The 24,272-nt window shown below is 53.2% G+C and carries 20 protein-coding genes; 1 reads left to right on the top strand and 19 read right to left on the bottom strand.

Annotation, left to right across the window (positions count from 1 at the left end; all coding sequences use genetic code 11):
- Positions 1 to 150 precede the first annotated feature (150 nt).
- Complete coding sequence (gene rpsB, locus PSE_RS16620) at positions 151 to 948, bottom strand: 30S ribosomal protein S2 (protein WP_014285935.1); 798 nt, start codon at positions 946 to 948, stop codon at positions 151 to 153.
- A gap of 358 nt (positions 949 to 1,306) precedes the next feature.
- Here rpsB and PSE_RS16625 point away from each other — a divergent pair, with 358 nt between their 5' ends.
- Positions 1,307 to 1,993: a hypothetical protein gene (locus PSE_RS16625; RefSeq protein ID WP_014285936.1), complete on the top strand. Its 687-nt coding sequence runs from the start codon at positions 1,307 to 1,309 to the stop codon at positions 1,991 to 1,993.
- A 79-nt stretch (positions 1,994 to 2,072) separates the two neighbouring features.
- Here the strand turns inward: PSE_RS16625 and dnaE are convergent, their stop codons facing one another.
- From dnaE to PSE_RS16715, 18 genes are all read right to left on the bottom strand, one after another.
- On the bottom strand, positions 2,073 to 5,507 hold the full coding sequence (dnaE, locus tag PSE_RS16630; protein ID WP_014285937.1) for a DNA polymerase III subunit alpha: 3,435 nt from the start codon (positions 5,505 to 5,507) through the stop codon (positions 2,073 to 2,075).
- A 575-nt stretch (positions 5,508 to 6,082) separates the two neighbouring features.
- Positions 6,083 to 6,817, bottom strand: a complete 735-nt coding sequence (locus PSE_RS16635) for an ABC transporter ATP-binding protein (protein ID WP_014285940.1) — start codon at positions 6,815 to 6,817, stop codon at positions 6,083 to 6,085.
- Positions 6,814 to 8,037 carry a lipoprotein-releasing ABC transporter permease subunit gene (locus PSE_RS16640; protein WP_014285941.1) on the bottom strand — a complete coding sequence of 408 codons (1,224 nt, stop codon included), beginning with the start codon at positions 8,035 to 8,037 and terminating at the stop codon, positions 6,814 to 6,816. The genes PSE_RS16635 and PSE_RS16640 overlap by 4 nt, the downstream gene beginning before the upstream one ends.
- Before the next feature lie 224 nt (positions 8,038 to 8,261).
- The gene (gene proS, locus PSE_RS16645) at positions 8,262 to 9,587 is read right to left on the bottom strand and encodes a proline--tRNA ligase (RefSeq protein ID WP_014285943.1); all 1,326 of its coding nucleotides are present in this window, start codon (positions 9,585 to 9,587) and stop codon (positions 8,262 to 8,264) included.
- A gap of 683 nt (positions 9,588 to 10,270) precedes the next feature.
- Positions 10,271 to 10,549: a DUF1467 family protein gene (locus PSE_RS16650; RefSeq protein ID WP_014285944.1), complete on the bottom strand. Its 279-nt coding sequence runs from the start codon at positions 10,547 to 10,549 to the stop codon at positions 10,271 to 10,273.
- Between the two features lie 148 nt (positions 10,550 to 10,697).
- Positions 10,698 to 11,102 (bottom strand): methylmalonyl-CoA epimerase, encoded by a 405-nt coding sequence (gene mce, locus PSE_RS16655; RefSeq protein WP_008547081.1) that lies wholly within the window; start codon positions 11,100 to 11,102, stop codon positions 10,698 to 10,700.
- A 130-nt stretch (positions 11,103 to 11,232) separates the two neighbouring features.
- Positions 11,233 to 12,900, bottom strand: a complete 1,668-nt coding sequence (locus tag PSE_RS16660) for a ribonuclease J (RefSeq protein ID WP_014285945.1) — start codon at positions 12,898 to 12,900, stop codon at positions 11,233 to 11,235.
- 132 nt (positions 12,901 to 13,032) lie between these two features.
- Positions 13,033 to 13,851, bottom strand: a complete 819-nt coding sequence (locus PSE_RS16665) for a biotin--[acetyl-CoA-carboxylase] ligase (RefSeq protein WP_208997965.1) — start codon at positions 13,849 to 13,851, stop codon at positions 13,033 to 13,035.
- Complete coding sequence (nuoN, locus tag PSE_RS16670; RefSeq protein ID WP_014285947.1) at positions 13,817 to 15,259, bottom strand: NADH-quinone oxidoreductase subunit NuoN; 1,443 nt, start codon at positions 15,257 to 15,259, stop codon at positions 13,817 to 13,819. Before nuoN ends, PSE_RS16665 begins: the two co-directional genes overlap by 35 nt.
- 18 nt (positions 15,260 to 15,277) lie before the next feature.
- A complete protein-coding gene (locus tag PSE_RS16675) occupies positions 15,278 to 16,804 on the bottom strand; it encodes an NADH-quinone oxidoreductase subunit M (RefSeq protein ID WP_008546553.1) in 1,527 nt (508 codons plus the stop codon).
- Positions 16,804 to 18,780 carry an NADH-quinone oxidoreductase subunit L gene (nuoL, locus tag PSE_RS16680; RefSeq protein ID WP_008546190.1) on the bottom strand — a complete coding sequence of 659 codons (1,977 nt, stop codon included), beginning with the start codon at positions 18,778 to 18,780 and terminating at the stop codon, positions 16,804 to 16,806. Before nuoL ends, PSE_RS16675 begins: the two co-directional genes overlap by 1 nt.
- A gap of 7 nt (positions 18,781 to 18,787) precedes the next feature.
- A complete protein-coding gene (gene nuoK / locus PSE_RS16685; RefSeq protein ID WP_008546212.1) occupies positions 18,788 to 19,096 on the bottom strand; it encodes an NADH-quinone oxidoreductase subunit NuoK in 309 nt (102 codons plus the stop codon).
- 111 nt (positions 19,097 to 19,207) lie between these two features.
- Positions 19,208 to 19,822 carry an NADH-quinone oxidoreductase subunit J gene (locus PSE_RS16690; protein ID WP_008546727.1) on the bottom strand — a complete coding sequence of 205 codons (615 nt, stop codon included), beginning with the start codon at positions 19,820 to 19,822 and terminating at the stop codon, positions 19,208 to 19,210.
- Between the two features lie 75 nt (positions 19,823 to 19,897).
- Entirely contained in the window at positions 19,898 to 20,386 is a 489-nt protein-coding gene (gene nuoI / locus PSE_RS16695) for an NADH-quinone oxidoreductase subunit NuoI (protein WP_014285948.1), read from the bottom strand.
- Positions 20,387 to 20,508: 122 nt separating this feature from the next.
- On the bottom strand, positions 20,509 to 20,745 hold the full coding sequence (locus PSE_RS16700) for a hypothetical protein (protein WP_014285949.1): 237 nt from the start codon (positions 20,743 to 20,745) through the stop codon (positions 20,509 to 20,511).
- Complete coding sequence (gene nuoH, locus PSE_RS16705) at positions 20,742 to 21,815, bottom strand: NADH-quinone oxidoreductase subunit NuoH (RefSeq protein ID WP_008546369.1); 1,074 nt, start codon at positions 21,813 to 21,815, stop codon at positions 20,742 to 20,744. The genes PSE_RS16700 and nuoH overlap by 4 nt, the downstream gene beginning before the upstream one ends.
- Positions 21,816 to 21,828: 13 nt before the next feature.
- Positions 21,829 to 23,925: an NADH-quinone oxidoreductase subunit NuoG gene (gene nuoG / locus PSE_RS16710; protein ID WP_014285950.1), complete on the bottom strand. Its 2,097-nt coding sequence runs from the start codon at positions 23,923 to 23,925 to the stop codon at positions 21,829 to 21,831.
- The gene (locus PSE_RS16715; RefSeq protein ID WP_008546530.1) at positions 23,922 to 24,272 is read right to left on the bottom strand and encodes a pentapeptide repeat-containing protein; all 351 of its coding nucleotides are present in this window, start codon (positions 24,270 to 24,272) and stop codon (positions 23,922 to 23,924) included. The genes nuoG and PSE_RS16715 overlap by 4 nt, the downstream gene beginning before the upstream one ends.

The raw sequence follows: 24,272 nt of genomic DNA on the forward strand, positions 1-24,272 counted from the left end.
GAGTGTGTCTAAAAAAATCGGAGGAAACCGACTTCCCTACGGATCTATCCGATTTATCGCATAGCGATTGTGACGGTTCGGCGCATGCGCACAAACAATCACATAAAAACTGGAGGGGAAGCGCATAAATGCGCTTCCCGAGAGAAAACCTTAGCCTTCGCTCTTGTCAGCAGCAGCTTCTTCAGAAGCTTCTTCAGCAAGTGCAGGCTCTTCAAGGAGTTCTTCAGATTCGCCGAGATCGATACCCATGGAACCGGATGCGCGTGCGATGCCGTCAATAGCAGCGCGAGCGATCAGATCGGTGTAAAGGGTAATTGCACGACCAGCATCATCGTTACCCGGAACAGGGTAAGTGATGCCATCTGGATCACAGTTGGAATCCAGGATCGCGGCAACTGGAATGCCCAGGCGACGAGCTTCCTGAATTGCGTTAGCTTCGCGGTTGGTGTCGATAACAAAGATCAGGTCCGGAATACCGCCCATGTCTTTAATACCACCAAGGTTGCGCTCAAGCTTCTGACGCTCACGGTCAAGGAACAGACGCTCTTTTTTGGTCATGCGGTTTGCATCACCACCGTCGAGCAGCTCTTCAACCTTACGCAGACGCTGGATAGACTGAGAGATCGTCTTCCAGTTGGTCAGCATGCCGCCGAGCCAACGAGCGTTGACGTAGTACTGAGCAGAGTTGCGAGCAGCTTCTGCAACAGCTTCCTGAGCCTGGCGCTTGGTACCAACCAAAAGCACGCGACCACCAGCAGCAACAGTGTCAGACACAGCTTTAAGAGCCTGGTGCAGAAGTGGAACTGTCTGACCAAGATCAAGAATGTGAATGTTGTTGCGAACACCGAAGATGTAGTTGTTCATCTTTGGGTTCCAGCGGTGCTTCTGGTGACCAAAGTGTACGCCTGCTTCAAGCAGCTGGCGCATGGTAAAATCAGGCAAAGCCATGCCTTTATTCTCCTTAGTTTTCCGGTTTAATCCTCCGCAGGGCAGCACAACCGTGCAACTCTCTAACCGGATGGAGCTCGCCACAAGGACAAACCCCGCCCTGCGTGCGGGATGGGGCGCTTATAGAACCCCTTTTCAAGAAGATCAAGCACTCAAGGTTTAAGATCAACATATAGGCCCGATTTAGTAAATCAGATCCCCCCTCACCGCGCTCTCGCAACCAGAAAGTTTACCCCTCAAACCAAAGCAACCTGTTGCGAAACCAAACTGTGGGTATGCGCATTACATATTATGTTTTCTCAAAAAATCATGGTTAACAAATCATCAACAAAAAGACTCAATTCGGACACATTTCAATATGGCACTGAAAAAACTCGTCGTAGCTACACTTGTTGCTATGACACTCGGCGGCTGCGCCAAAACCATCAAGCTTTCTGACGTTGATGCAAAGACAATCTCCAAGTCTGCGGTAAAACCCGTCAAGAACCGGCATGTGAAAGAGAGCCACATCAACACCCATGGCATCCAGCATGGCTTACTGGGCGTTGTAGTGACAACTGCCATGAATGCAGCCTCTGGCGCGTATGGCGAGATGGCCTCCATTCCGGCAGCAAAGCACGATCCACAAACCGCCATGCGCGAACGGTTGACCAAATATCTGCAGAAAACCCACAAGTTCCAATTTAGAGGCACAATCAAAGGCCCTTACAGCAAACCAACCATCAATGAGGAGCAACGCGCAAAAGCCCTCACGAAGCTTGCCAGAGAAACCGGCTACTCCGGCTATTACCTGGATGTATCAACGGTCTTCTATCAATCAGAGATGGAAAGCGCAGGTTGGTTTGCAAACCTCGCCTACCGATACCGCGGACGCGCGCTTCTGGTTTCCGGCAAGGATGGCAAGATCATCGCCGCCTCTACCTGCTACGTTATGGATCACTCTGATTTAACAGATCTGGCTAACGAAGGACAAAAGGGCGTAGACAGCTTCGCCAGAAGCCTTGGTTACGCTTGCGCTGAACAGGTCATCCAGAAAATCTTTTAAGATTGAACCAAATGGCATGAAATAACAAACCCCGCCGAACATCTTCAGCGGGGTTCTTTTTTGCAAATGCCAATGCAGGCTAAGACATCTGAACGTCCATCACACCGGGGAGCGTTTTCAGCGCACCCGAAAGCTGAGGTGAGAGCTGGTAATTGCCCGGAAGCTTGACCTCCACCTCACGCTGACCATCATCCAGCAGCACGACACAGCTTACTTCACCATCCCCACCGCGGCGCAACTGACGCTGCAGGCTCGCAATCGGCTCATCAGAGCCAAGGAAGATGCGAAGGGTCCGATGCACCCTGCCCGCCACCTTCTCCAGCGGCTCCACTTGCGAGATGCGAACGCTGACTTCCTCGTCTCGCATATCCGCCTGCACAAGCAGCACGACAGAAGCCCCCGGCTCCAGCAGATCGCGGCACTGGTTCAGCGTTTCAGAGAACATCACCGCTTCATACTGTCCTGTCGGGTCCGAGATGCGCACAATGCCCATCTGGTTACCGGTGCGCGTCTTGCGCTCTTGCTTCGCAGTAACCGTGCCTGCCAGACGCCCGGCGGAAGAACCAGCTTTCACAGAGCGCTCAAAATCCTTCCAAAGCTGTACACGCAGTTTGGTGAAGAGCTCACGGTATTCATCAAGCGGATGCGCGGAGATATAGAAGCCAACCGCAGCATGCTCCTTTTGCAAGCGCTCCGACGGCAACCATGGATCGGTCGGATTAAGGATCAAAGGCTCAGGAGCGTTGTCACCACCAAAGAAGTCGTTCTGCCCCGAATTCTTATTCTCTTCCGTACGCTGCGCCATGCCGATGATGCGATCCAGACCATCCAGCAACTGAGCGCGGTTTGGATTGAGCTCGTCAAAAGCACCGGCAGAGATCAGGTTCTCGATGGTCCGCTTGTTCAGAACCTTCGGACTGATGCGGGTCGCAAAGTCGGCCAGATCTTTAAATGGCTCGTCACCACGCACCTCCACAATGTGTTCAACCGCCTGCTCGCCCACGCCTTTGATCGCGCCCATGGCGTAAACGATCTTGCCGTCCTGCACATCAAAGTGCACACCGGATTTGTTGACGTTCGGTGGCACCACCTCAATGCCCATGCGCATCGCTTCCTGACGGAAGTCGCTCAGCTTGTCCGTGTTGCCAAGATCGAGCGTCATGATACCGGCGAGGAACTCCACCGGATAGTTCGCTTTGAGCCAGGCCGTCTGATAAGCCACCAGCGCATACGCAGCCGCGTGTGATTTGTTGAAGCCGTAGTTCGCGAATTTGGCCACCAGGTCGTAAATCATACCGGCCTGGTCTTTATCCACCTTCTGCTCAACAGCCCCCTCAACGAAGCGGGCACGCTGGATCTCCATTTCAGAGGCAATCTTCTTACCCATCGCGCGGCGCAGCAAATCCGCTTCACCAAGAGAGTAACCAGAAAGCACCTGCGCGATCTGCATCACCTGCTCCTGATAAACGATAATACCGTTCGTCTCTGTCAGGATCGGCTCAAGCAACGGGTGAAGATAATCAGGCTCCTGCTCGCCATGTTTCACGGCGTTGTAAATCGGAATGTTGTCCATCGGGCCCGGACGATACAGAGCCACCAGCGCAACGATATCTTCGAAACGGTCAGGGCGCATACCCGCAATCGCGCGGCGCATGCCCTGACTTTCCAGCTGGAACACACCAACGGTCTCACCCGCTGCCAGAAGCTTATAGGTCAGCGGATCATCGATCGGGATCTCTTCGATCTTAACTTCGATGCCGCGCTTTTTGATATGCGAAACCGCCGTATCAATCACCGTCAGCGTTTTGAGGCCAAGAAAGTCAAACTTCACCAGACCGGCCGCTTCCACCCACTTCATGTTGAACTGGGCAACCGGCATGTCAGAGCGCGGGTCTCGGTAGAGCGGCACCAGCTGTTCCAGTGGACGGTCACCAATCACCACACCCGCCGCGTGGGTAGACGCGTGACGGTAAAGACCTTCCAGCTTCATCGCCATCTTCAAAAGGCGATCAACAACCTCTTCCTGTTTGGCAGCTTCACGAAGCCGAGGTTCCTGCTCCAGCGCCTCAGGCAAGGTGCACGGGTTGGCAGGGTTACCAGGCACCAGCTTACTTAAGCGGTCCACCTGACCATATGGCATCTGTAGAACACGCCCCACATCGCGCAGCACCGCCTTGGCCTGCAGCGTTCCGTAGGTGATGATCTGTGCCACCTGCTCGCGGCCATACTTACGCTGCACATACCGGATCACTTCTTCACGCCGGTTCTGGCAGAAGTCGATATCAAAGTCCGGCATGGACACACGTTCCGGGTTCAGGAAGCGTTCGAACAGAAGCGAGAACCGCATAGGGTCAAGGTCAGTAATGGTCAGTGACCACGCAACCAGCGAGCCCGCGCCGGAACCACGCCCCGGCCCCACCGGAATATCTTCGTTCTTCGCCCACTTGATAAAGTCCGCAACAATCAGGAAGTAGCCCGGGAACTTCATGCGGATAATGATGCCCAACTCGTAGTCCAGACGGTCCCAGTAATCTTTCTCTTCCAGATCAGGCGCCAGACCGTGCACATCAAGACGCGCCTGCAGGCCTTCTTTCGCCTGGCGGGTCAGCTCTTCCGCCTCTGCCCGTTCGGCTTCTTCAGCATCGGCATCTGCCCCGGCAAAGCGTGGCAGGATTGGTGCGCGTTTCAACGGGCGATAATGACAGCGCTGCGCAATCACAACAGAGTTCTCAAGCGCCTCCGGCAGATCAGAGAACAGCTCCATCATCTGTTCGCGGGTCTTGAAACAGTGCTCCGGTGTCAGCTGGCGTCGGTCGGTCTCAACAAGAACGCGACCTTCAGAAATCGCAATCAGAGCATCGTGTGCTTCATAATCATCCGGGTTCGGGAAGAACGCTTCGTTGGTCGCGACAATTGGAATATTCAATTCATAGGCAAGGTTCAGGAGCTCAGGCTCAACATCTTCCTCGCCCTTCATATTGTGGCGTTGCAGCTCCACATAGAGGCGATCCCCAAACGTGTTCTGCAACAGCTCCAGACGGGATTTGGCAAGATCAACATGCCCTTCGCGAAGCTGAGAGTTGATCGGCCCCTCACTCGCACCCGTCAAAACAATCACGCCACCTGATTTATCAAGCACCCGCGAAATCGGGACATTCGCCTTGAACCCCGGCTCCGTATCAAGGAACGCACGAGACACCAGATCCATCAGGTTCTCGTAGCCCTCCTCGTTTGCCGCAAGCAAAACCAGATCGCTCACCGCATCATCACCGGAGACATCGGGCTGATCTTCAAAGTTGACGGAGACCTGACACCCGATGATCGGCTGCATCCCAGCACCAAAGGCCTTTTCAGAAAACTCCAGCGCACCAAAAAGGTTGCCACTGTCCGTGATCGCCAGTGCGGGCTGCTCATCCTTTGAGGCAAGGTCAATCAGCTTGCCGATAGGCAATGCCCCTTCAAGCAGAGAGTAAGCTGAGTGAACACGGAGATGGACGAATCCTGGAGATGACATCTTGAGCCTTTTGGTTCGCAAGGTGTGCGCGACAGTAGCACCTCATTTGGAGGACCCAAAAGCAAAATGCAATTCCTTGGCAAATCGCACCACCGGTTATCCCGAGTTTCCCAACGCCTACTCCCAAGGAACTTACGGGAGCATCTGTGTCAGAGCATCACCCCACATCAGGCAGCTGCTTGCAAAAAGAACAATAGAACCGAATGCTGCTGTTTCACGAAGTACGAATGACATAACAAACACCCTTAATTTGAACTCTGTTTGTATCTGTTATGTTCTACCAATGTTCTCATCTACACAACCCCTAATTCAGCTGGGTCAAACTCATAGTTAATGAGTGGTATACGCATATGTCATGCAAGATCATTGCACGCCAATTCCCTCATCAACTCAATGAGTTGAGAACTAGATCAAAGTTAATGCTGGAAGAAAAGGCGTGCGGTCACACGCTCTGGAAAGGAACGCGAGCCACAAGAACAGTGGCGTCAAAACGAGAACAGAGCCTCGAAACGCAAAATGCCAGCGACCGTATCGCTGGCATTTGATTCTTACTCAGGCTTTTACAACAAAGCAGCTTAGGGCAGCTCCACCACTTTACCGTCGCGAAGCGTAATCCTACGATCCATCTGCTTGGCAAGTTCCAGGTTATGCGTCGCCAACAGCGCCGCCACACCCGAAGCACGGACCAGCGCAGTCAGGGCCTCAAACACATACTGAGAGGTGTTCGGATCAAGGTTTCCTGTTGGCTCATCTGCCAGCAACACACGCGGTGCGTTGGCAACCGCACGGGCGATGGCAACACGCTGCTGTTCACCACCGGAAAGCTCTGCTGGACGGTGGCTCTCACGCTCCGCAAGACGCATATAGGAAAGCAACTGACGCGCCCGCTCTTCCGCATCCTTGCGCTTCAGCCCGCAAATCATTTGCGGCAAAGCGATGTTCTCCAGAGCGGTGAACTCAGGCAGTAACTGGTGGAACTGATAGACGAACCCCACCTCAGTGCGGCGAATAGCAGTGCGCGCATCATCATTGAGCTTGGAGCACTCACGCCCACCAATCAATACCTCACCGCTCTGCGGCTTCTCCAGCAGGCCTGCAAGGTGCATCAGCGTAGATTTACCGGCACCAGATGGCGCCACCAGCGCAACCATCTCCCCCTCATAGAGGTTGAGATCCGCGCCCTTCAAAATCTCCAGCTTGCTCTTGCCTTCATCATAGCTGCGAACCACATTCTGCAGGCTGAGCACAGGAACACGCTCTTCACCTTCAAGCGAAACACCAGCAACCGGTTTTGTTGGTTTGTTCATCATTCGTAGCGCAAAGCCTCAACAGGATCGAGCCGGGCTGCGCGCCAGGCAGGGTAAATCGTAGCAAGCAGGCTCAACACAAGAGCCATAATCACAACACTCGCGGTCTCGCCTGGATCCATCTCAGCCGGAAGCTTGGAAAGGAAGTAGAGCTCAGGTGAGAACAACTCAGTTGCTGTCAGCCAGGAAATTGCCTGACGAATGCTCTCAATATTCCAGCAAACCACCGTACCTAGAATGAAGCCAGCAAACGTGCCGATAGTACCAATGCTTGCGCCGGTGATGATAAAGATCCGCATCACGGCACCGCGGGTCGCCCCCATGGTGCGCAGCACTGCAATGTCACGGCCCTTATCTTTCACCAGCATGGTCATGCCGGAAATAATGTTTAGAGCTGCCACAAGTACAATCAGCGTCAGGATCAGGAACATCACATTGCGCTCAACTTCAAGCGCAGAGAAGAACGTCATATTGCGCTGGCGCCAGTCTGAAACAAACACAGGCCGCCCGGCTTCCTCTTCAATCATAGGACGCAGCGGACCAACAGCATCCGGGTCGTCTGCATAGACCTCAATGCCAGTCGCCAGACCTTCCTTGTTGAAGTAAAGCTGCGCTTCGTTGAACGGCATAAACGCGATGGTGCCGTCATATTCACTCATGCCAATCTGGAAGATTGCAGAGACAGGATACCCTTTCACACGCGGTGTCATCCCCATCGGGGTGATACTGCCACGCGGGGTAATCACACGAACTGTGTCCCCAACCGTCACACCAAGCTGGCGCGCAAGGCGGGAACCGATCGCAATGCCCTCACCCTCGTCGAAGCCATCCAGCGTACCAAGCAGAACATTGCCGGAGACAAGATCCAGCTTATCAAGGTCAGACTTGTGAACACCGCGGAACAAAGCACCAAGATCAGCGCTTGGGCCGGAGATCATCGCCTGTCCTTCAACAAACGGCATGGCAAAGTCCACACCGTCGATACCAGCCAGTTTGACGGAGGTTTCCTGATAATCATTGAGCGGGCTATCGATCGGCTGAACCAGTACGTGCCCGTTAATGCCGAGAATTTTGGTCAGCAGCTCTGTGCGGAACCCGTTCATCACCGCCATAACGATGATCAGGGTTGCAACGCCCAAAGTGATCCCCAAAAAGGAAAGACCGGCAATAATAGAAATGAAAGTTTCTTTGCGTCTGGAGCGCAGATAACGCCCTGCCAGCATCCACTCAAAGGGTGCAAACCACCGGTTCTTTCCGGGATGAGCCGCCTGAATCTCTGCCGTCATACTAGACTATTCTCCGTTTCCGCCTGTTCAACTACTCCGTGGAATATAGGGAGCGTGAAGAGCAAGTGCCATAAGCTCTGGCAAAAAGGCCCGGCAGCGGAAAGGCCGCCGGCACCTAGCATACCATTGAAGCTACTGAGTTACCCCAAGCTTCGCTGATATCAACCTTTTAAGGCAGAAATCAGTTTGTTGACAGCCGCTTCCGGGGTCAACATTTCGCGATCACCGGTTGCACGGTCTTTCACTTCCACTTCACCGGTCTTCAGACCACGTGGGCCAACAACCAGCTGATAAGGCAGACCAATCAGGTCCATGCTTGCAAATTTCTGGCCTGCACTGGTCTTGCGGTCATCATAAAGAACCTCAACGCCCGCTTTTTCCAGCTCAGCATAAACGCTCTCACAAACCTCATCACACTCAGAACCGGCTTTCATGTTGATCAGACCAACATGGAACGGTGCCACTTCTTTCGGCCAGATAATGCCATCATCATCATGACAAGCTTCAATGATCGCGCCCAGCAAACGGGAAACACCAATGCCGTAAGACCCCATCTGAACAGGCACTTCCTTGCCTTCAGCGGTCATCACCTTCGCGCCCATTGGCTCAGAGTACTTGGTTCCGAAGTGGAAGATGTGGCCAACTTCAATACCGCGTGCAGACACTTTCTTGTCTTCTGCAACAGCACCAAACGCAGCTTCATCGTGCATCTCGTCAGTTGCAGCGTATGGAGTGGTCCACTGTTCGATGATACCGGAAAGATCACCATCAAAGTCGGTGTCTTCACCTGGAATTGGCAGATCCAGAATGTCCTTATCCAGGAACACTTCACTCTCACCGGTAGACGCCAGCACGATAAACTCGTGAGACAAATCACCACCGATTGGTCCAGTGTCTGCTTTCATAGGAATAGCTGTCAGACCCATGCGTGCGAAGGTACGCAGGTACGCCACGAACATACGGCGATACGCTTCAGTTGAACGCTCTTTGTCCAGATCGAATGAGTATGCGTCCTTCATCAGGAACTCACGACCACGCATCACGCCAAAACGAGGGCGCACTTCATCGCGGAACTTCCACTGAATGTGATAAAGGTTCAGCGGCAGATCCTTGTAGGAGCGCACGTAAGAACGGAAGATGTCCGTGATCATCTCTTCGTTGGTTGGGCCAAAGAGCATTTCGCGCTCATGACGGTCCTCAATGCGCAGCATCTCTTTGCCATACGCATCATAGCGGCCACTTTCGCGCCACAGGTCAGCAGGCTGAATGGTTGGCATGAGCAGCTGCACCGCACCTGAGCGGTTCTGCTCTTCTTCAACAATACGTTGAATCTTGTTCAGCACACGGTGGCCAAGCGGCAGCCATGCATAAATCCCGGCTGACTGCTGACGGATCATACCAGCACGCAACATCAGGCGGTGCGATACAATCTCGGCTTCTTTCGGAGTTTCCTTCAAAATAGGCAGGAAATATCGGGACAAACGCATTAGTTTAACTCTTCAGTTTTTAAGGCTAGCAAGCTCAGGTTCACCACCAAGCTTCTCTTCTATGCCTTCTTAGCAAGCAGAACGCTCGTTGTAACTGCCAACATGGCTATATGCCAATTTTCTAAGAGACATTTCCCCATGCACGCGGCTTTTGACCCACCCTTGCTGCTGCAGTGCACAGGATTTCCCAAAAATTATAGCTAAAATTTTAGGCAAGCAAAAAATTGCGGCGAATTGATACAAAATGATGACAAACAATTGTGATTACGCTAGTGTCTGTCCAACAACAAAAACAGCACCCTTAAGCGGTGTTGCAAGGTATCGCGATCTTTAGTCTTGGGAGGAAGGTTCTCGGGCGCCCGTTATGGTTGCAGCCGGCACTCTACGCAAGTGCAAAGAGAACATTTAGACGCGGAACTCGTTCTAATAGCAAGGCTTCGGCCTTGCTTTTTTTTCGCCGTTTTCTGCCGTTTCCATTCAGTGAAACCTACTCAACATAGCCGCAGGCACACTACAAATACGTGAAAGCGCCTGCGCACATGACGTTATAGTCAGCTCATCACAAACTGACCTGCCCCTGAAATGCAAAAAGCGATTCCGTAGAATCGCTCAGCATTCGTATTGATGTTGTATGTCTGTAACTCTCTGATTTTGCGCCACACATTTGAGGTGCAAAAGCAAAATCAGGACGGGGCATTGCCCATAAACTGATCAACCAATGGAAACAGCTGCGCTCCAAGACCAGATTCCAGGAACCAATAAACCCCGGCAAACACGATGGTCGTGACGATGGTGTTGATGATCACCTTCTTCAGCAGCTGCGGATTCTTAGGAGCACTCTCGGTCGTACCGGGAATAACGTCACCCTCTTCCGCTTGCGTGCGCACCCCAAAAGGCAAAATGGCCAGAAACAAAATCCACCACATCATGAAATAGAGTGCAACGAGTAGCGGCGTAGCCATAAATCTGCTCCAGGAGTTTCTTGTTGTGTCTGCGGCTGGTCACTTATATCACAAAGCAACCAGCTAACTAGATAGTTCTACCTACAAGAAATAGACGCAGGCCGAAAGACTTCCAGTTTTCGCAAACCACAAGTCTTTCAAAGCAACCTTAAGCCTGTTCCAACTCGGTCAGCGTGCCGAGGAAGTCTTTTGGATGCAGGAACAGCACTGGCTTGCCGTGCGCGCCGATCTTCGGCTCACCATCACCAAGAATACGCGCACCATTCGCCACCAACTGATCACGTGCAGCAATGATGTCATCCACTTCGTAGCAAATGTGGTGAATACCGCCTTGGGTATTGCGCTCCAGGAACTTGTTGATCGGAGAGTTCTCGCCAAGTGGCTCCAGCAGCTCGATCTTGGTGTTTGGAAGCTCAACAAACACAGTAGATACGCCATGGTCTGGCTGCGCAACTTTGTCAGACACAATGCCGCCAAGGGTATCGCGGTACACCTTCAGCGCCTCTTCCATATCCAACACAGCAATCGCAACGTGGTTTAGTCGTCCAATCATGGCGGTCCTCCCAATAACTCTTTGCTCTAAGGAACAGATTTCCCACGCAAAGTCCATTGGATCAAAAGTCAAAGGCCGCAGATGATGCACTCACCTGCGGCCTTCAAAATCTCAAATCGTACGAAGCAATTCAGACGCGTTGCACCAGCGCTTTGCAAAGTGGCTTCTTGCCCCAATGCTCCACAACCGCATAACGCCCTGCCCGGCGCGCCGCTTCGCGAACCAGTTCAACATCACGGCGACGGCTCTTCGGAATGGAAATCACAGCACCATAAACCGCATCACGAACAGCGTCCTCAAACGGTGTACCATCCTCAGTCTCATCCGGCATGCCAAACAACACCACATCAATGTCACCCAGCAACTCACCACGACCATCAAGGATGAGCGAAACCGTCACGCAGCCGCCATAAGAAAGTTTGCGGCGCTCTTGCACGCCGGTCTCTTCCGGTGCAGCCACCAGATGACCATCGCGAACAAGGATACCAGCCGGCGCTTCATCAATAACCTTAAGCCCACCCGGATGCAGACGAACCATGTCGCCATCACGGATGATCTTGACGTCTTTCACGCCTTTGCTCTCGGCAAAGTCCTTATGGCACTGCAAATGCAGCGGTTCGCCGTGAACCGGCAGAACCTTCTTCGGGCGCACAAGGTTATAAACCTGATCCAGCTCACCACGTCGTGGATGCCCGGAAACGTGCACCAATGCATCACGGTCTGTCACCACCTGAAGACCTTGCTGGGTCAACTGGTTGATGATGCCGTAAACAGCCTTTTCATTACCCGGAATGGTACGACTGGAGAAGATAACCATATCGCCAGCTGACAAACCAATCAGGCGATGCTGATCACCTGCGATACGCGCCATTGCAGCACGCGCTTCACCCTGAGAACCAGTGCACAGCGCCACAACCTTATCACGCGGCAAAGAGCCATAGGTCTCTTCATCACGGAATGGAGCCAAACCATCAAGGTATCCAAGGTCGCGGGCAATCTCGACAGTTCGCTGCATGGACCGGCCAATCACCACAATCTCACGTTCCGCAGCCATCGCCGCTTCCGCCACCGCACGCATACGTGCAACGTTGGAGGCAAACGTGGTCACAGCCACACGGTTTGGCGCTTCTTTGATGATGCGGGTCAGCTCTTCCTTCACATCCGCTTCACTCGGGCTCACCCCATCACGGACCGCGTTGGTGCTGTCGCACACGAAAACATCAACGCCTTCATCGCCCAGCTCACGTAACCGCTGCAAGTCAATTGCTTTGCCCACACCCGGTGTCAGATCAATCTTCCAGTCACCGGAATGCAGAACCAGCTGCCCACCGATACGGATAGCCAAAGCACATGGCTCCGGGATCGAGTGGGTCATGGTCACCAGCTCAATATCAAAGATACCGGCTTTGAACCGATCCCCTTGATTAACAACTGTCACTGGAATTTGGTAATCCGCCCCATCACCAATCAGCTTGGCTTCCAGAAGGCGCGCAGTAAACGGCGTGGCATAGACCGGCAGCTCAAGGCGCTTCCAAAGATAGGACAGCGCACCATAGTGGTCTTCATGCGCATGGGTGATAACGATCCCGTCAATACGGGAACGCTCTTCTTCCAGAAAACGAATATCTGGAAGAACCAGATCCACACCCGGCATTTCAGGACCGGCGAAGGACACACCAAAATCAACGATCAGCCAGCGACGATCATCCTCAGGTCCATATCCATAAAGACCGAGGTTCATACCAATTTCGCCAACACCGCCCAAAGGCAGGAACACGAGCTCTTCAGTGCTCGACATCTAAGACTCCTTCAAAGCATGCTCTGCAAAATGGTCCCGGTTACGGAACAAGAACACGCTGATAAACTCTATGCCCTGTCAGACGTGTGGCTTCATCACTTCAAAAGCCAGCACCACGTGCTTTGCACGTCGTCAGGAAAAGAAAACATCACCGGCTGTTACCAGCCGCTCGCCGCCATGATCCAATTTCACGATCAGTCGGCCCATTTGATCGATATCTATAAAGACACCGGAAAATTCTTCATTGCTTAGGCGAACGCGGATTGGTTTCCCACGCCCCACGGCGCGCCGCAACCATGCAGATCTGATCTCTTCAAACCCACTGGCCGCCTTCCACGTTTCCAGCCATCGTGCGAAGCTTTGCGCAAGTGCATCAAACACCTGGCTCGGGTCGCACATGTACCCCATGCTGCGCAAATCCGTAACAGCATAATCACCAAGATCCGGGTGATGAGACACGTTGACGCCAAAACCGCACACAAGGCACAGCTCACCATTAGGCCCACTTTCGCTCTCAAGCAAGATGCCAGAGACCTTTTGTCCATCAATGAGCACATCGTTGGGCCACTTCAGCTGCGCCAGATTATGCGCACCGGTCGCCCGCTCGATGGCTTCACCAAGCGCAAGCGCAGCTACAAATGGCAGCTGAACGATCTTTTCGTTCCGCACGTCAACACGCAGCAGAACAGAAGCAAACAGATTGCCTGATTCAGAAGTCCACTCACGCCCCCGGCGTCCCCTGCCAGTCACCTGAATATCGGAGCGTACCCACAGATTACCGGGATGTCCGACCCGCGCCTTTTGCAGACCGTAGGTGTTGGTGGAGCCGATTTGATCGTAGTGCTCAAAACAAAAGCCCGGCGCTGAGCGCACCGGGCCTTCGTCTTTTAATTGTCCAAGGTTCATCATCGATGCACTAGAACAGAACGCCAGCTGCGTTGGCAGCAGCATTCATGATTGGCTCTGGCATGATGAAGAACAGTCCGACAACCGCACTGGAAAGACCCAGTACAATTTTCATTTCGCCGGACATTGGCAGGAACTCACCAGTCGCATCATCAAAGAACATAACCTTGATCACGCGCAGGTAATAGTAAGCAGCCACAACGCTGGTCACCAGACCGATCACGACCAGTGGAGCAAGACCAGCGTCCATCGCAGCGATGAACACGTAGAACTTACCGAAGAAGCCAATGAGCGGAGGCAGACCAGTCAGAGAGAACATGATCACAGCCAGCAGCACAGCCATTGGCAGGTTGGTCTTGGAAAGACCAGCCAAATCAGAAATCTCTTCAACCATGCCTTCCTTACGGCGCATGGACAGGATGCAAGCAAACGCACCCAGTGTCATAGCAAGGTAAGCGGTCATGAACACGATCAGACCATGTACACCAGCCTCGGTACCAGCGGCCAGACCCACCAGCGCGTAACCCATGTTACCGATGGAAGAGTAAGCCATCAGACGTTTGATATTCTTCTGACCAATCGCAGCGAACGCACCAAGCGCCATAGAAGCGATTGCGATGAACACAATGATCTGCTGCCAGTCAGTGGTCACGTCACCCAGAGCTTCGATCAGCACGCGGATCAGCATACCAAACGCAGCAATCTTAGGCGCTGCCGCAAAGAAGGCAGTCACTGGAGTTGGCGCACCCTCATACACATCCGGGGTCCACATGTGGAATGGAACCGCAGAGATCTTGAAGGCAATACCTGCCAGCATGAACACGATACCGAACACCAGACCAAGAGACGCGCGCTCTTCAGTCAGAGCAGCCGCGATGCCCGCAAAGTCAGTGTGACCGGTAAAGCCGTAGATGAAGGACATACCGTAAAGCAGCATACCGGAAGACAACGCGCCAAGGACGAAGTACTTCAGGCCGGCCTCAGTAGAGCGAACAGAGTCACGGTTGATCGAAGCGACCACGTAAAGCGCCAGAGACTGCAGCTCAACACCCAGATACATGGAGATCAGATCGTTGGCAGAAAGCATCAGCATCATACCAACGGTCGCGATCACGATGAGGATCGGGTACTCGAAGCGGTCAAAGTTCTGAGAACGGGCATAAGCAACGGACATTGCAATGGCAAAGCCGGAACCGATCAGCACCAGCACTTTCATATACTGGGAGAACGCGTCCTGAATGAAAGCGCCATTGAAAGTGGTGCCGTAATGCGGGCTCACCAGCAGGATCAGACCTGCAACAGTGAGCAACGCAACGCAGATACCCGTTACCAGCGGAGTAGATTTCTCTCCACCAAATGCACCAACCATCAGCAGGACCATGGCACCGAGAACCAGAAGGATCTCAGGCATCACCGGCATCAGATCAGGAATTGCTAGAAGCTCAGCATTCATGAGTGCACAGCTCCCCTGTTAATGGCTGACAGCTGCAGCAGCGTGAGTGGCAATGCCACCTGCTTCTAGTGCAGCGTTGTAGTTTTCGATAAGGGCACCAACGGACGCGGACGTCACATCCAACAGCGCTGCCGGATAAAACCCGAAGAAGATCGTCAGAATGATCAGCGGAGCCAGGATCAGCTTCTCACGGCCAGTCAGGTCCAGCATGGACTTGAGGCTTTCCTTCTCCAGCGCACCAAAGACGACGCGGCGGTAGAGGAACAGAGCGTAAGCAGCAGACAGGATCACGCCGGTTGCAGCAAAGAATGCAACCCAGGTGTTCACCTGGAACACACCGATCATGGTCAGGAACTCACCCACAAAACCGGCAGTACCTGGCAGACCAACGTTTGCCATGGTGAAGATCATGAATGCAACAGCATAACGCGGCATGTTGTTCACGAGGCCACCGTAAGCGGTGATCTGACGAGTATGCATGCGGTCGTAGATCACACCAACACACAGGAACAGTGCGCCGGAGATCAGACCGTGTGCCAGCATCATGAAGATCGCGCCTTCGATACCCTGCGCATTCGCAGAGAAGATACCCATAGTCACGAAGCCCATGTGAGCAACGGATGAGTAAGCGATCAGCTTCTTGATGTCTTCCTGAGCCAGCGCCACCAAAGAGGTGTAGATGATCGCCACAATGGAAAGTGTGAAGATCAACGGCGCGAACATGTCACTCGCAATCGGGAACATTGGCAGGGAGAAGCGCAGGAAGCCGTAACCACCCATTTTCAGGAGGATCGCCGCCAGCACAACAGAACCAGCAGTTGGCGCTTCCACGTGCGCATCCGGCAACCATGTGTGAACCGGCCACATTGGCATCTTCACTGCAAAGCTTGCGAAGAATGCCAGCCACAGCCAGGTCTGCATCTGTGCAGGGAAATCACTCTTATCAAGCAGTTCCACGATGTCCAGCGTACCAGCCTGCCAGTACATAGCCATGATAGCGGCCAGCATCAGCACAGAGCCGAGCAAGGTGTACAGGAAGAACTTGTAGCTTGCGTACACGCGGCGTGGACCACCCCAGACACCGATGATCAGGAACATCGGAATGAGGCCAGCCTCGAAGAATACGTAGAACAGAACCAGATCCAGCGCACAGAACACACCGATCATCAGTGTTTCCAGCACCAGGAAGGCGATCATGTATTCTTTCACGCGGTCCTGAACGCTTTCCCAGCTTGCCAAAATACAAAGTGGCATCAGGAAAGTGGTCAGGATGACGAACAGCATGGAAATGCCGTCCACACCCATGTGGTAGGTGAAGGTATCACCGAACCAATCGTACTTCTCAACCATCTGGAAGCCTGGGTTCTCATTGGTGAACCCGCCCCAGATAAACAGGGAGACGATGAATGTGAAGGTCGTTGTAATCAGCGCAACACGCCGAATGTTTGTCTTCGCATCTGGATCATCACCCCGCACCAGTAGGATGAAAAGAACACCTACCAGCGGGAGAAATGTTGTGATGGAAAGGATGGACCAGTCGTTCATTAATGAACTCCCCCACCGGAGAACATGGCCAGGGTGACGAAGAAGGCAACCCCGATCAACATGGCGAATGCGTAGTGATAGATGTAGCCAGACTGCAGGCGAACAACCCAACCGGTAACCTGCTGAACGCGTGAGGCAACACCGTCAGGACCAAGTCCGTCGATAACTGTGCCATCACCACGCTTCCACAGGAAGCGGCCAAGTGCCATAGCAGGCTTCACAAACAGGAAGTCATAAAGCTCATCGAAGTACCACTTGTTCAGGAGGAACTTGTAAAGTGGCTGATGACGCTCTGCCAGAGCCTTCGGCATGTCTGGTTTTGCGATGTAGAATACGTAAGCGATGATGAAGCCGGCGATCATTGCGAAGGTCGGAGACCAAGCAACCAGCCAATGCACGTGGTGCATTTCTTCAATCACAGCAAGCTCACTGTTGGTACCGCCAAAGACGTCCTTCCAGAAGTGCGCATAGTCATGACCCATGAACGCTTCTTTGAAGGCCATACCAGCAAACAGTGCACCGATGGACAGAAGGATCAATGGAACCAGCATGACCCATGGGCTCTCGTGGATGTGTTTCATCACATCAACAGAAGCACGTGGTTTGCCATGGAAGGTCATGAACACAAGACGCCAGCTGTAGAAGCTTGTCAGCAGTGCAGCTAGAACCGTCGCCCAATAAGCGTAACTTGCAAAGGCATTATGACCAACATAAGCAGCTTCGATGATCGCATCTTTGGAAACGAAGCCTGCTGTACCAGCGAGGCCTGGAATACCGAAACCTGTCAGCGCCAGCGTACCAATCATCATGGTCCAGTAGGTCCATGGGATGTGCTTGCGCAGGCCGCCCATCTTACGCATGTCCTGCTCGTCGGAAACCGCATGGATAACGGAACCAGCACAAAGGAACAGAAGCGCTTTAAAGAAGGCGTGTGTGAACAGGTGGAAGATACCAACACCGAACGCGCCCACACCCAGAGCAACAAACATGTAACCCAACTGGGAACAGGTGGAGTATGCAATCACGCGCTTGATGTCGTTCTGCACACAGCCAATGGTCGCTGCAAAGAAGGCGGTGGTCGCACCGAAGAAGGTCACAACAGTCATCGCAGTTGGTGCCAGTTCAAAGATCGGCGCAAGACGCGCAACCATGAACACACCAGCTGTCACCATGGTCGCTGCGTGGATCAGCGCGGAAACAGGCGTTGGGCCTTCCATCGCATCCGGCAACCAGGTGTGAAGCAGGAACTGAGCTGATTTACCCATGGCACCCATGAACAGCAGCAGACAAACAACTGTCAGCGCTGGTTCAGCCATCAACTCATAACCCAGGAAGTTCAGCACAGGCTCTTTGTTCTCAAGAAGAGATGGGCCACTTGCGAAAATCGAGGTGAAGTCGATGGAGCCATACAGGTAGAAGACACCGAAGATACCCAGAGCGAAACCAAAGTCACCCACACGGTTGACGATGAACGCTTTCATCGCAGCCGCGTTAGCAGATGGTTTCTGGTACCAAAAGCCGATCAGCAGGTAAGATGCCAGACCAACGCCTTCCCAACCAAAGAACATCTGCAGCAGGTCATCAGCAGTGACCAGCGTCAGCATCGCAAAGGTGAAGAGCGAAAGGTAAGCAAAGAACCGCGGACGATGCGGATCGTGGTGCATGTACCCAATAGAGTAAATGTGAACCAGACAGGACACAGAGTTCACAACCACCAGCATCACTGCGGTGAGTGTATCCACGCGGATTGTCCAGTTAACCGAAAGATCCCCTGAGGTGATCCAGCGGAAAATGGTAATAAGCTGCGTGCTTTCTGAACCAAGCCCGTATTGAAAAAACACCACCCATGACAGAAGGGCTGCGACAATCATGAAGCCGCTGGTGATGTACTCGCTGGCTTTGACTCCAAGCCGATTGCCGAATAGCCCGACAATCAGGAAGCCAAGCAACGGCAGAAAAACGATTGCTGAAAACATCCGCCCCTCAGCCTTTCATCATATTGATGTCTTCCACGGCGATAGAGCCGCGGTTACGGAAGTAAACAACCAGAATAGCAAGACCAATGGCCGCCTCTGCTGCTGCAACGGTAAGAACCAGGAGCGCAAAGATCTGACCAACCATGTCCTGCATGAAGTAGGAAAATGCCACCAGGTTGATGTTAACTGCGAGCAGTAAGAGCTCGATAGACATCAGGATGACGATGACGTTCTTCCGGTTGAGGAAGATGCCAAAGATCCCGATGGTGAATAGGATCGCTGCGACCCCGAGATAATGCGCTAAGCCAATTTCCATGGGCGCCTCTCAGTGCTCCCCGTGTTCTATTCAAACTCCGGAGAAGGAACCTTCAGGTGAAGGTCTTTTCTCCGGTACGAATTAATGGTGAAGACCCGTCAAAGACGGCTCTTACAAACCCTTGCCACTTTCAACCTTGACCACTTCAATCGCGGTCTCTGGACGACGGGCAACCTGCTCAGAGATATTCTGACGGCGTACGCCCGGCTTGTGACGAAGGGTCAAGACGATCGCACCGATCATTGCCACCAGCAGCACCAGACCAGCAACCTGGAACCAGTAAATGTAGCGGGTGTAAAGCAATTCACCGATAGCGGCGATATTCTGTGTCTGCTCGACAGGAGGTGTTGGGGCAGACCCCTCACCCAGCATGCCAGGAGCGATGTACCAGCCACTGACAACCATCAGCAGTTCAACCAGCAAAATCACACCAATCAGCGCGCCGATCGGCAGATACTGCAAGAACCCCTGACGCATCTCGGCAAAGTCAACATCCAGCATCATGACCACGAACAAGAACAGCACCATGACTGCACCCACGTAGACAACAACCAGAAGCATCGCCAGATACTCGGCACCAATCAGTACAAACAACCCGGCTGCATTAAAGAAGCACAGGATGAGGAACAGCACTGAGTGAACCGGATTGCGAGATGCAATCACCATGAAGGCAGAGGCCACCGCAAGTGCGGCAAACAGATAGAAAAACAGGGCCTGCAAAACCATTTTTAGGTTGCCTTTGTCCTATTGTCTCGCCCGGTCAGTGCAAAGCCCCAACCGGACACAACCTACTCCCCCGCCTTAGCGGTACGGAGCATCCAATTCGATATTGCGAGCGATCTCACGCTCCCAACGCTCCCCATTCGCAAGCAGCTTGTCCTTATCGTAGAACAGCTCTTCTCGCGTCTCGGTCGCAAATTCAAAGTTCGGGCCTTCCACGATCGCATCAACCGGACACGCTTCCTGACAGAACCCGCAGTAAATGCACTTGGTCATGTCAATGTCGTAGCGGGTGGTACGGCGAGTACCGTCGTTACGACGTGGTCCAGCTTCAATCGTAATGGCCTGCGCAGGGCAGATCGCCTCACAAAGCTTACAAGCAATGCAGCGCTCTTCTCCGTTCGGATACCGGCGCAACGCGTGTTCGCCGCGAAAACGCGGACTTACCGGCCCCTTCTCAAAGGGATAGTTGATTGTCGGCTTCGGCTTGAAGAAGTAACGCATGGCAAGAAAAAACGCCGACACGAACTCCTTCAAAAGCAACGACTTTGCGGCCTGTCCCAGTCCCATAGCCTTTACAGCCCTTTCTTGATCGAACATGCCAGAGGCACGAAAGATCGATTACAATCCAAGAGAACCTGCGAACACTTCAAGGAAGTCATACAAGGTTCTCGTTACCCTTTCCTCTCGAATTAAGGAGTAATGCTAGCTCCGGCGAGATATCCGATAATCGGGATCCCGATTATCGTCAGGGTAAAAATGACTTTGCGGATCGTTGGTTCCGCCAGCTCAACCCAGCCTTTTTCGGTTGGGTTGCGCTCTCTTCCTTTGTTGATGGCTGCCTCCATAAATCCAAGAAGGAGACGGTAGTTCAGCCATCCAAGGTAAATTCCCATCACACCGCCGATCAAACCGGCGATGGAAATCATGCTCCAAATCCGCCAACCGGTGGAGTCCAGCCCATGAACATCAGCACGAACGCTACGATGAACACCATTGCCAGAGACAGCGGCAGGAAGACTTTCCAACCCAGACGCATCAGCTGGTCATAGCGGTAACGAGGTACCATTGCTTTCGCCATGGAGATGAAGAAGAACACCAGCAGACATTTCAGCAGGAACCAGACGATGCCAGGAACCCAGGTGAATGGAGCGATGTCCAGCGGAGGCAGCCAGCCCCCCATAAACAGGATGGTCATCAGACCACACATCAGGGAGATCGCTACGTACTCACCCAACATGAACATCATGTAAGGGGTAGAGCCATACTCAACCATGAAGCCTGCAACCAGTTCGGATTCCGCTTCCGCAAGATCGAATGGAGGACGGTTTGTTTCAGCAAGAGCGGAAACAAAGAACACCACGAACATTGGGAACAGCGGCAGCCAGTACCAGTTCAGAATGGACAGCCACGGAACGCCCAGCACATGAGCAAGACCGCGGGCCTGCTGTGCGTAAACGATCTCGGAAAGGTTCAGCGAACCAACGCAGAGCAGAACAGTTACGATCACGAAGCCGATAGACACTTCGTAAGAAACCATCTGTGCTGCAGAACGCAGAGCTGACAGGAACGGGTATTTGGAGTTGGAGGCCCAACCACCGATGATCACGCCGTAAACTCCAAGGGAGCTGATCGCGAACACATAAAGAATACCCACGTTGATGTCTGCAATCACCCAGCCCTGCGCAACCGGAATAACGGCCCAAGCAGCAAGGGAGAGAACCACCGTAATCAGCGGTGCAAACAAGAACAGGAACTTATCAGATCCGGAAGGGATCATTGGCTCTTTCAAAACGAATTTCAAAAGATCCGCAAAACTCTGCAGCAAGCCCCAGGGGCCAACCACGTTAGGACCACGACGGATCTGAACAGCAGCCCAGATCTTACGGTCAGCGTAAAGAATGTAAGCAACGATCAGCAGCAGCACGACCATCAGGAGCACGCTCTGGAAGAGCATGATGATCAGTGGCCAACCGTAATCCCAGAAAAAAGCTTCCATGCTCACCGTCCCCTTATTCCGCCGCCTCAGCTCGGCGCTGCATGGCAAGTGCAGAACACTCGGCCATCACCGCTGAAGCTCGGGCAATCGGGTTGGTTAGATAAAAATCACTGAATGCCTGCGCAAAACCGGCACCACTCATGTCACCACCGCGTACAGCAAGCTTGGAAACATCCGAAGCCACACCGGTTGCAATGCAATTTACGTTCGCCATGTGAGGAACAGCTTCAACAAGTGCACCGCGCAGCTGCGCAAAGCTGTTGAAGGCAAGCGGCTTACCAAGTGCACCGGAAAGCGCACGAATGATCGCCCAGTCCTCTCGTGCATCACCTGGAGGGAATGCAGCGCGGTTAGCCAGCTGTACACGGCCTTCCAGGTTCACGTAGGTACCTGGCTTCTCGGTGTAAGCAGCACCTGGCAGAATGACGTCAGCGCGGTGAGCACCGCGGTCACCGTGAGTACCGATGTAAACAACGAACGCATCACCGAAGGAAGACATATCCAGTTCGTCTGCACCAAGCAGGAACACAACATCAACGTCGCCCTTGGCAGCTGCATCCTGAATGCCACCAGCATCCAGACCGCCCTCACCCGGAACAAATCCGATATCCAGACCACCAACGCGGCTTGCAGCAGTGTGCAGAACGTTAAAGCCGTTCCACTCATCGCTCACAGCACCAATGCTCTCAGCCAGCTTTGCAGCAGTAGAAAGAACAGCAGCGCCGTCTTCACGAGCGATTGCGCCTTCACCAACGATGATCATTGGCTTCTTCGCACCCTTCAGAACCTCTGCAAATGCATTCTTGCCAGAAGCAATGTCTGCCAGAGTGTCTGGACCAGCGCCAAGATAGTCTACGTCATAGGTCAGATCTGCAGGCTGGCCGACAAAGCCAATCTTCGCACCGCCGTGACGCCAAACCTTACGGATGCGGGCATTAAGAACTGGAGCTTCAACACGCGGGTTCGCACCCACGAGAAGAATTACATCAGCGTCTTCAATACCTTCAACGGAAGAGTTAAACAGATATGTTGTACGGCCGAGAGATGGATCAAGCTGAGCGCCATCCTGACGGCAGTCCATGTTTGCAGAGCCAATGCTCTCCATGAGAGCCTTCAGCGCAAACATGTCTTCAACAGAGGCAAGGTCACCAGCGATTGCAGCAGTCTTAGCACCGCCTGCCGCTTTTACCTTCTCTGCAACCGCGTTCAGAGCATCAGTCCAGCTCGCTGGAGCCAGCTTACCGTTCTGCTTCGCATATGGGCGATCCAGACGCTGTGTCTTCAGACCATCCCAGATGAAACGGGTTTTGTCAGAGATCCATTCCTCGTTCACCTCTTCGTTGAGGCGAGGCATGATGCGCATGACTTCTTTACCGCGTGTATCAACACGGATAGCGGAGCCAAGTGCGTCCATCACGTCGACGCTCTCTGTCTTCACCAGTTCCCATGGACGAGCGTTAAACTCGTAAGGGCGGGAAGTCAGAGCACCAACCGGGCAAAGGTCAATCACGTTGCCCTGCAGCTCGGAGGAAAGCGCTTCTTCAAGATAAGTGGTAATCTCGGCGTCTTCACCACGGCCAATCAGGCCCAGTTCGGAAACACCGGCAACTTCGGTCGTGAAGCGAACACAACGGGTGCAGTGAATGCAGCGTGTCATGATCGTCTTAACAAGCGGACCGATGTATTTATTTTCAACTGCGCGCTTGTTTTCAGCAAAGCGCGAACTATCTACACCGTAAGCCATGGCCTGATCCTGAAGATCACACTCACCGCCTTGGTCACAGATAGGGCAGTCCAGCGGGTGGTTGATCAGGAGAAACTCCATCACACCTTCACGCGCCTTTTTCACCATTGGAGACTTAGTAAAGATCTCTGGTGGCTGGCCTTCTGGTCCCGGACGCAGATCGCGCACGCCCATTGCGCAAGAGGCAACCGGCTTTGGCGGTCCGCCTTTAACTTCCACAAGGCACATGCGGCAGTTGCCGGCTACGGAGAGCCGGTCATGAAAACAGAACCTAGGAATTTCCGCACCGGCCTCTTCACAGGCCTGCATAACGGTATATTCCGCAGGAACTTCAATTTCTTTGCCGTCGACGACAAGCTTAGTCATGCGTTGGCATCCTCACCCTTAGCTTCCTGGGCTCGGTAAGCCTCAAGTAGCTCAGTCACTTCAATTCCATCGATGGTCATGCCCTCTAGCCGGCAGCTGTTAAGTTGAGCGCCAGCCAGATTGGCATTTTCAAGGATCAGTCCAGAAAAGTTAACTTTCTCGACTGACCAACCCGAGAGATTTGCATCATGGATAGACCAGCCCGAGAGATTAACGTCGTTGATGCGGCCACCAGACATGTTCACGTTGTTAAATCGGCATCCAGACAGGACACAATCATCAAACACGGAACCTGAAAGGTCGCTTACATTTACATCGAGGCGTTTTTTCTCGTTTCTGATCTTCAT

This window comes from Pseudovibrio sp. FO-BEG1, assembly GCF_000236645.1.
Lineage (GTDB): Bacteria > Pseudomonadota > Alphaproteobacteria > Rhizobiales > Stappiaceae > Pseudovibrio.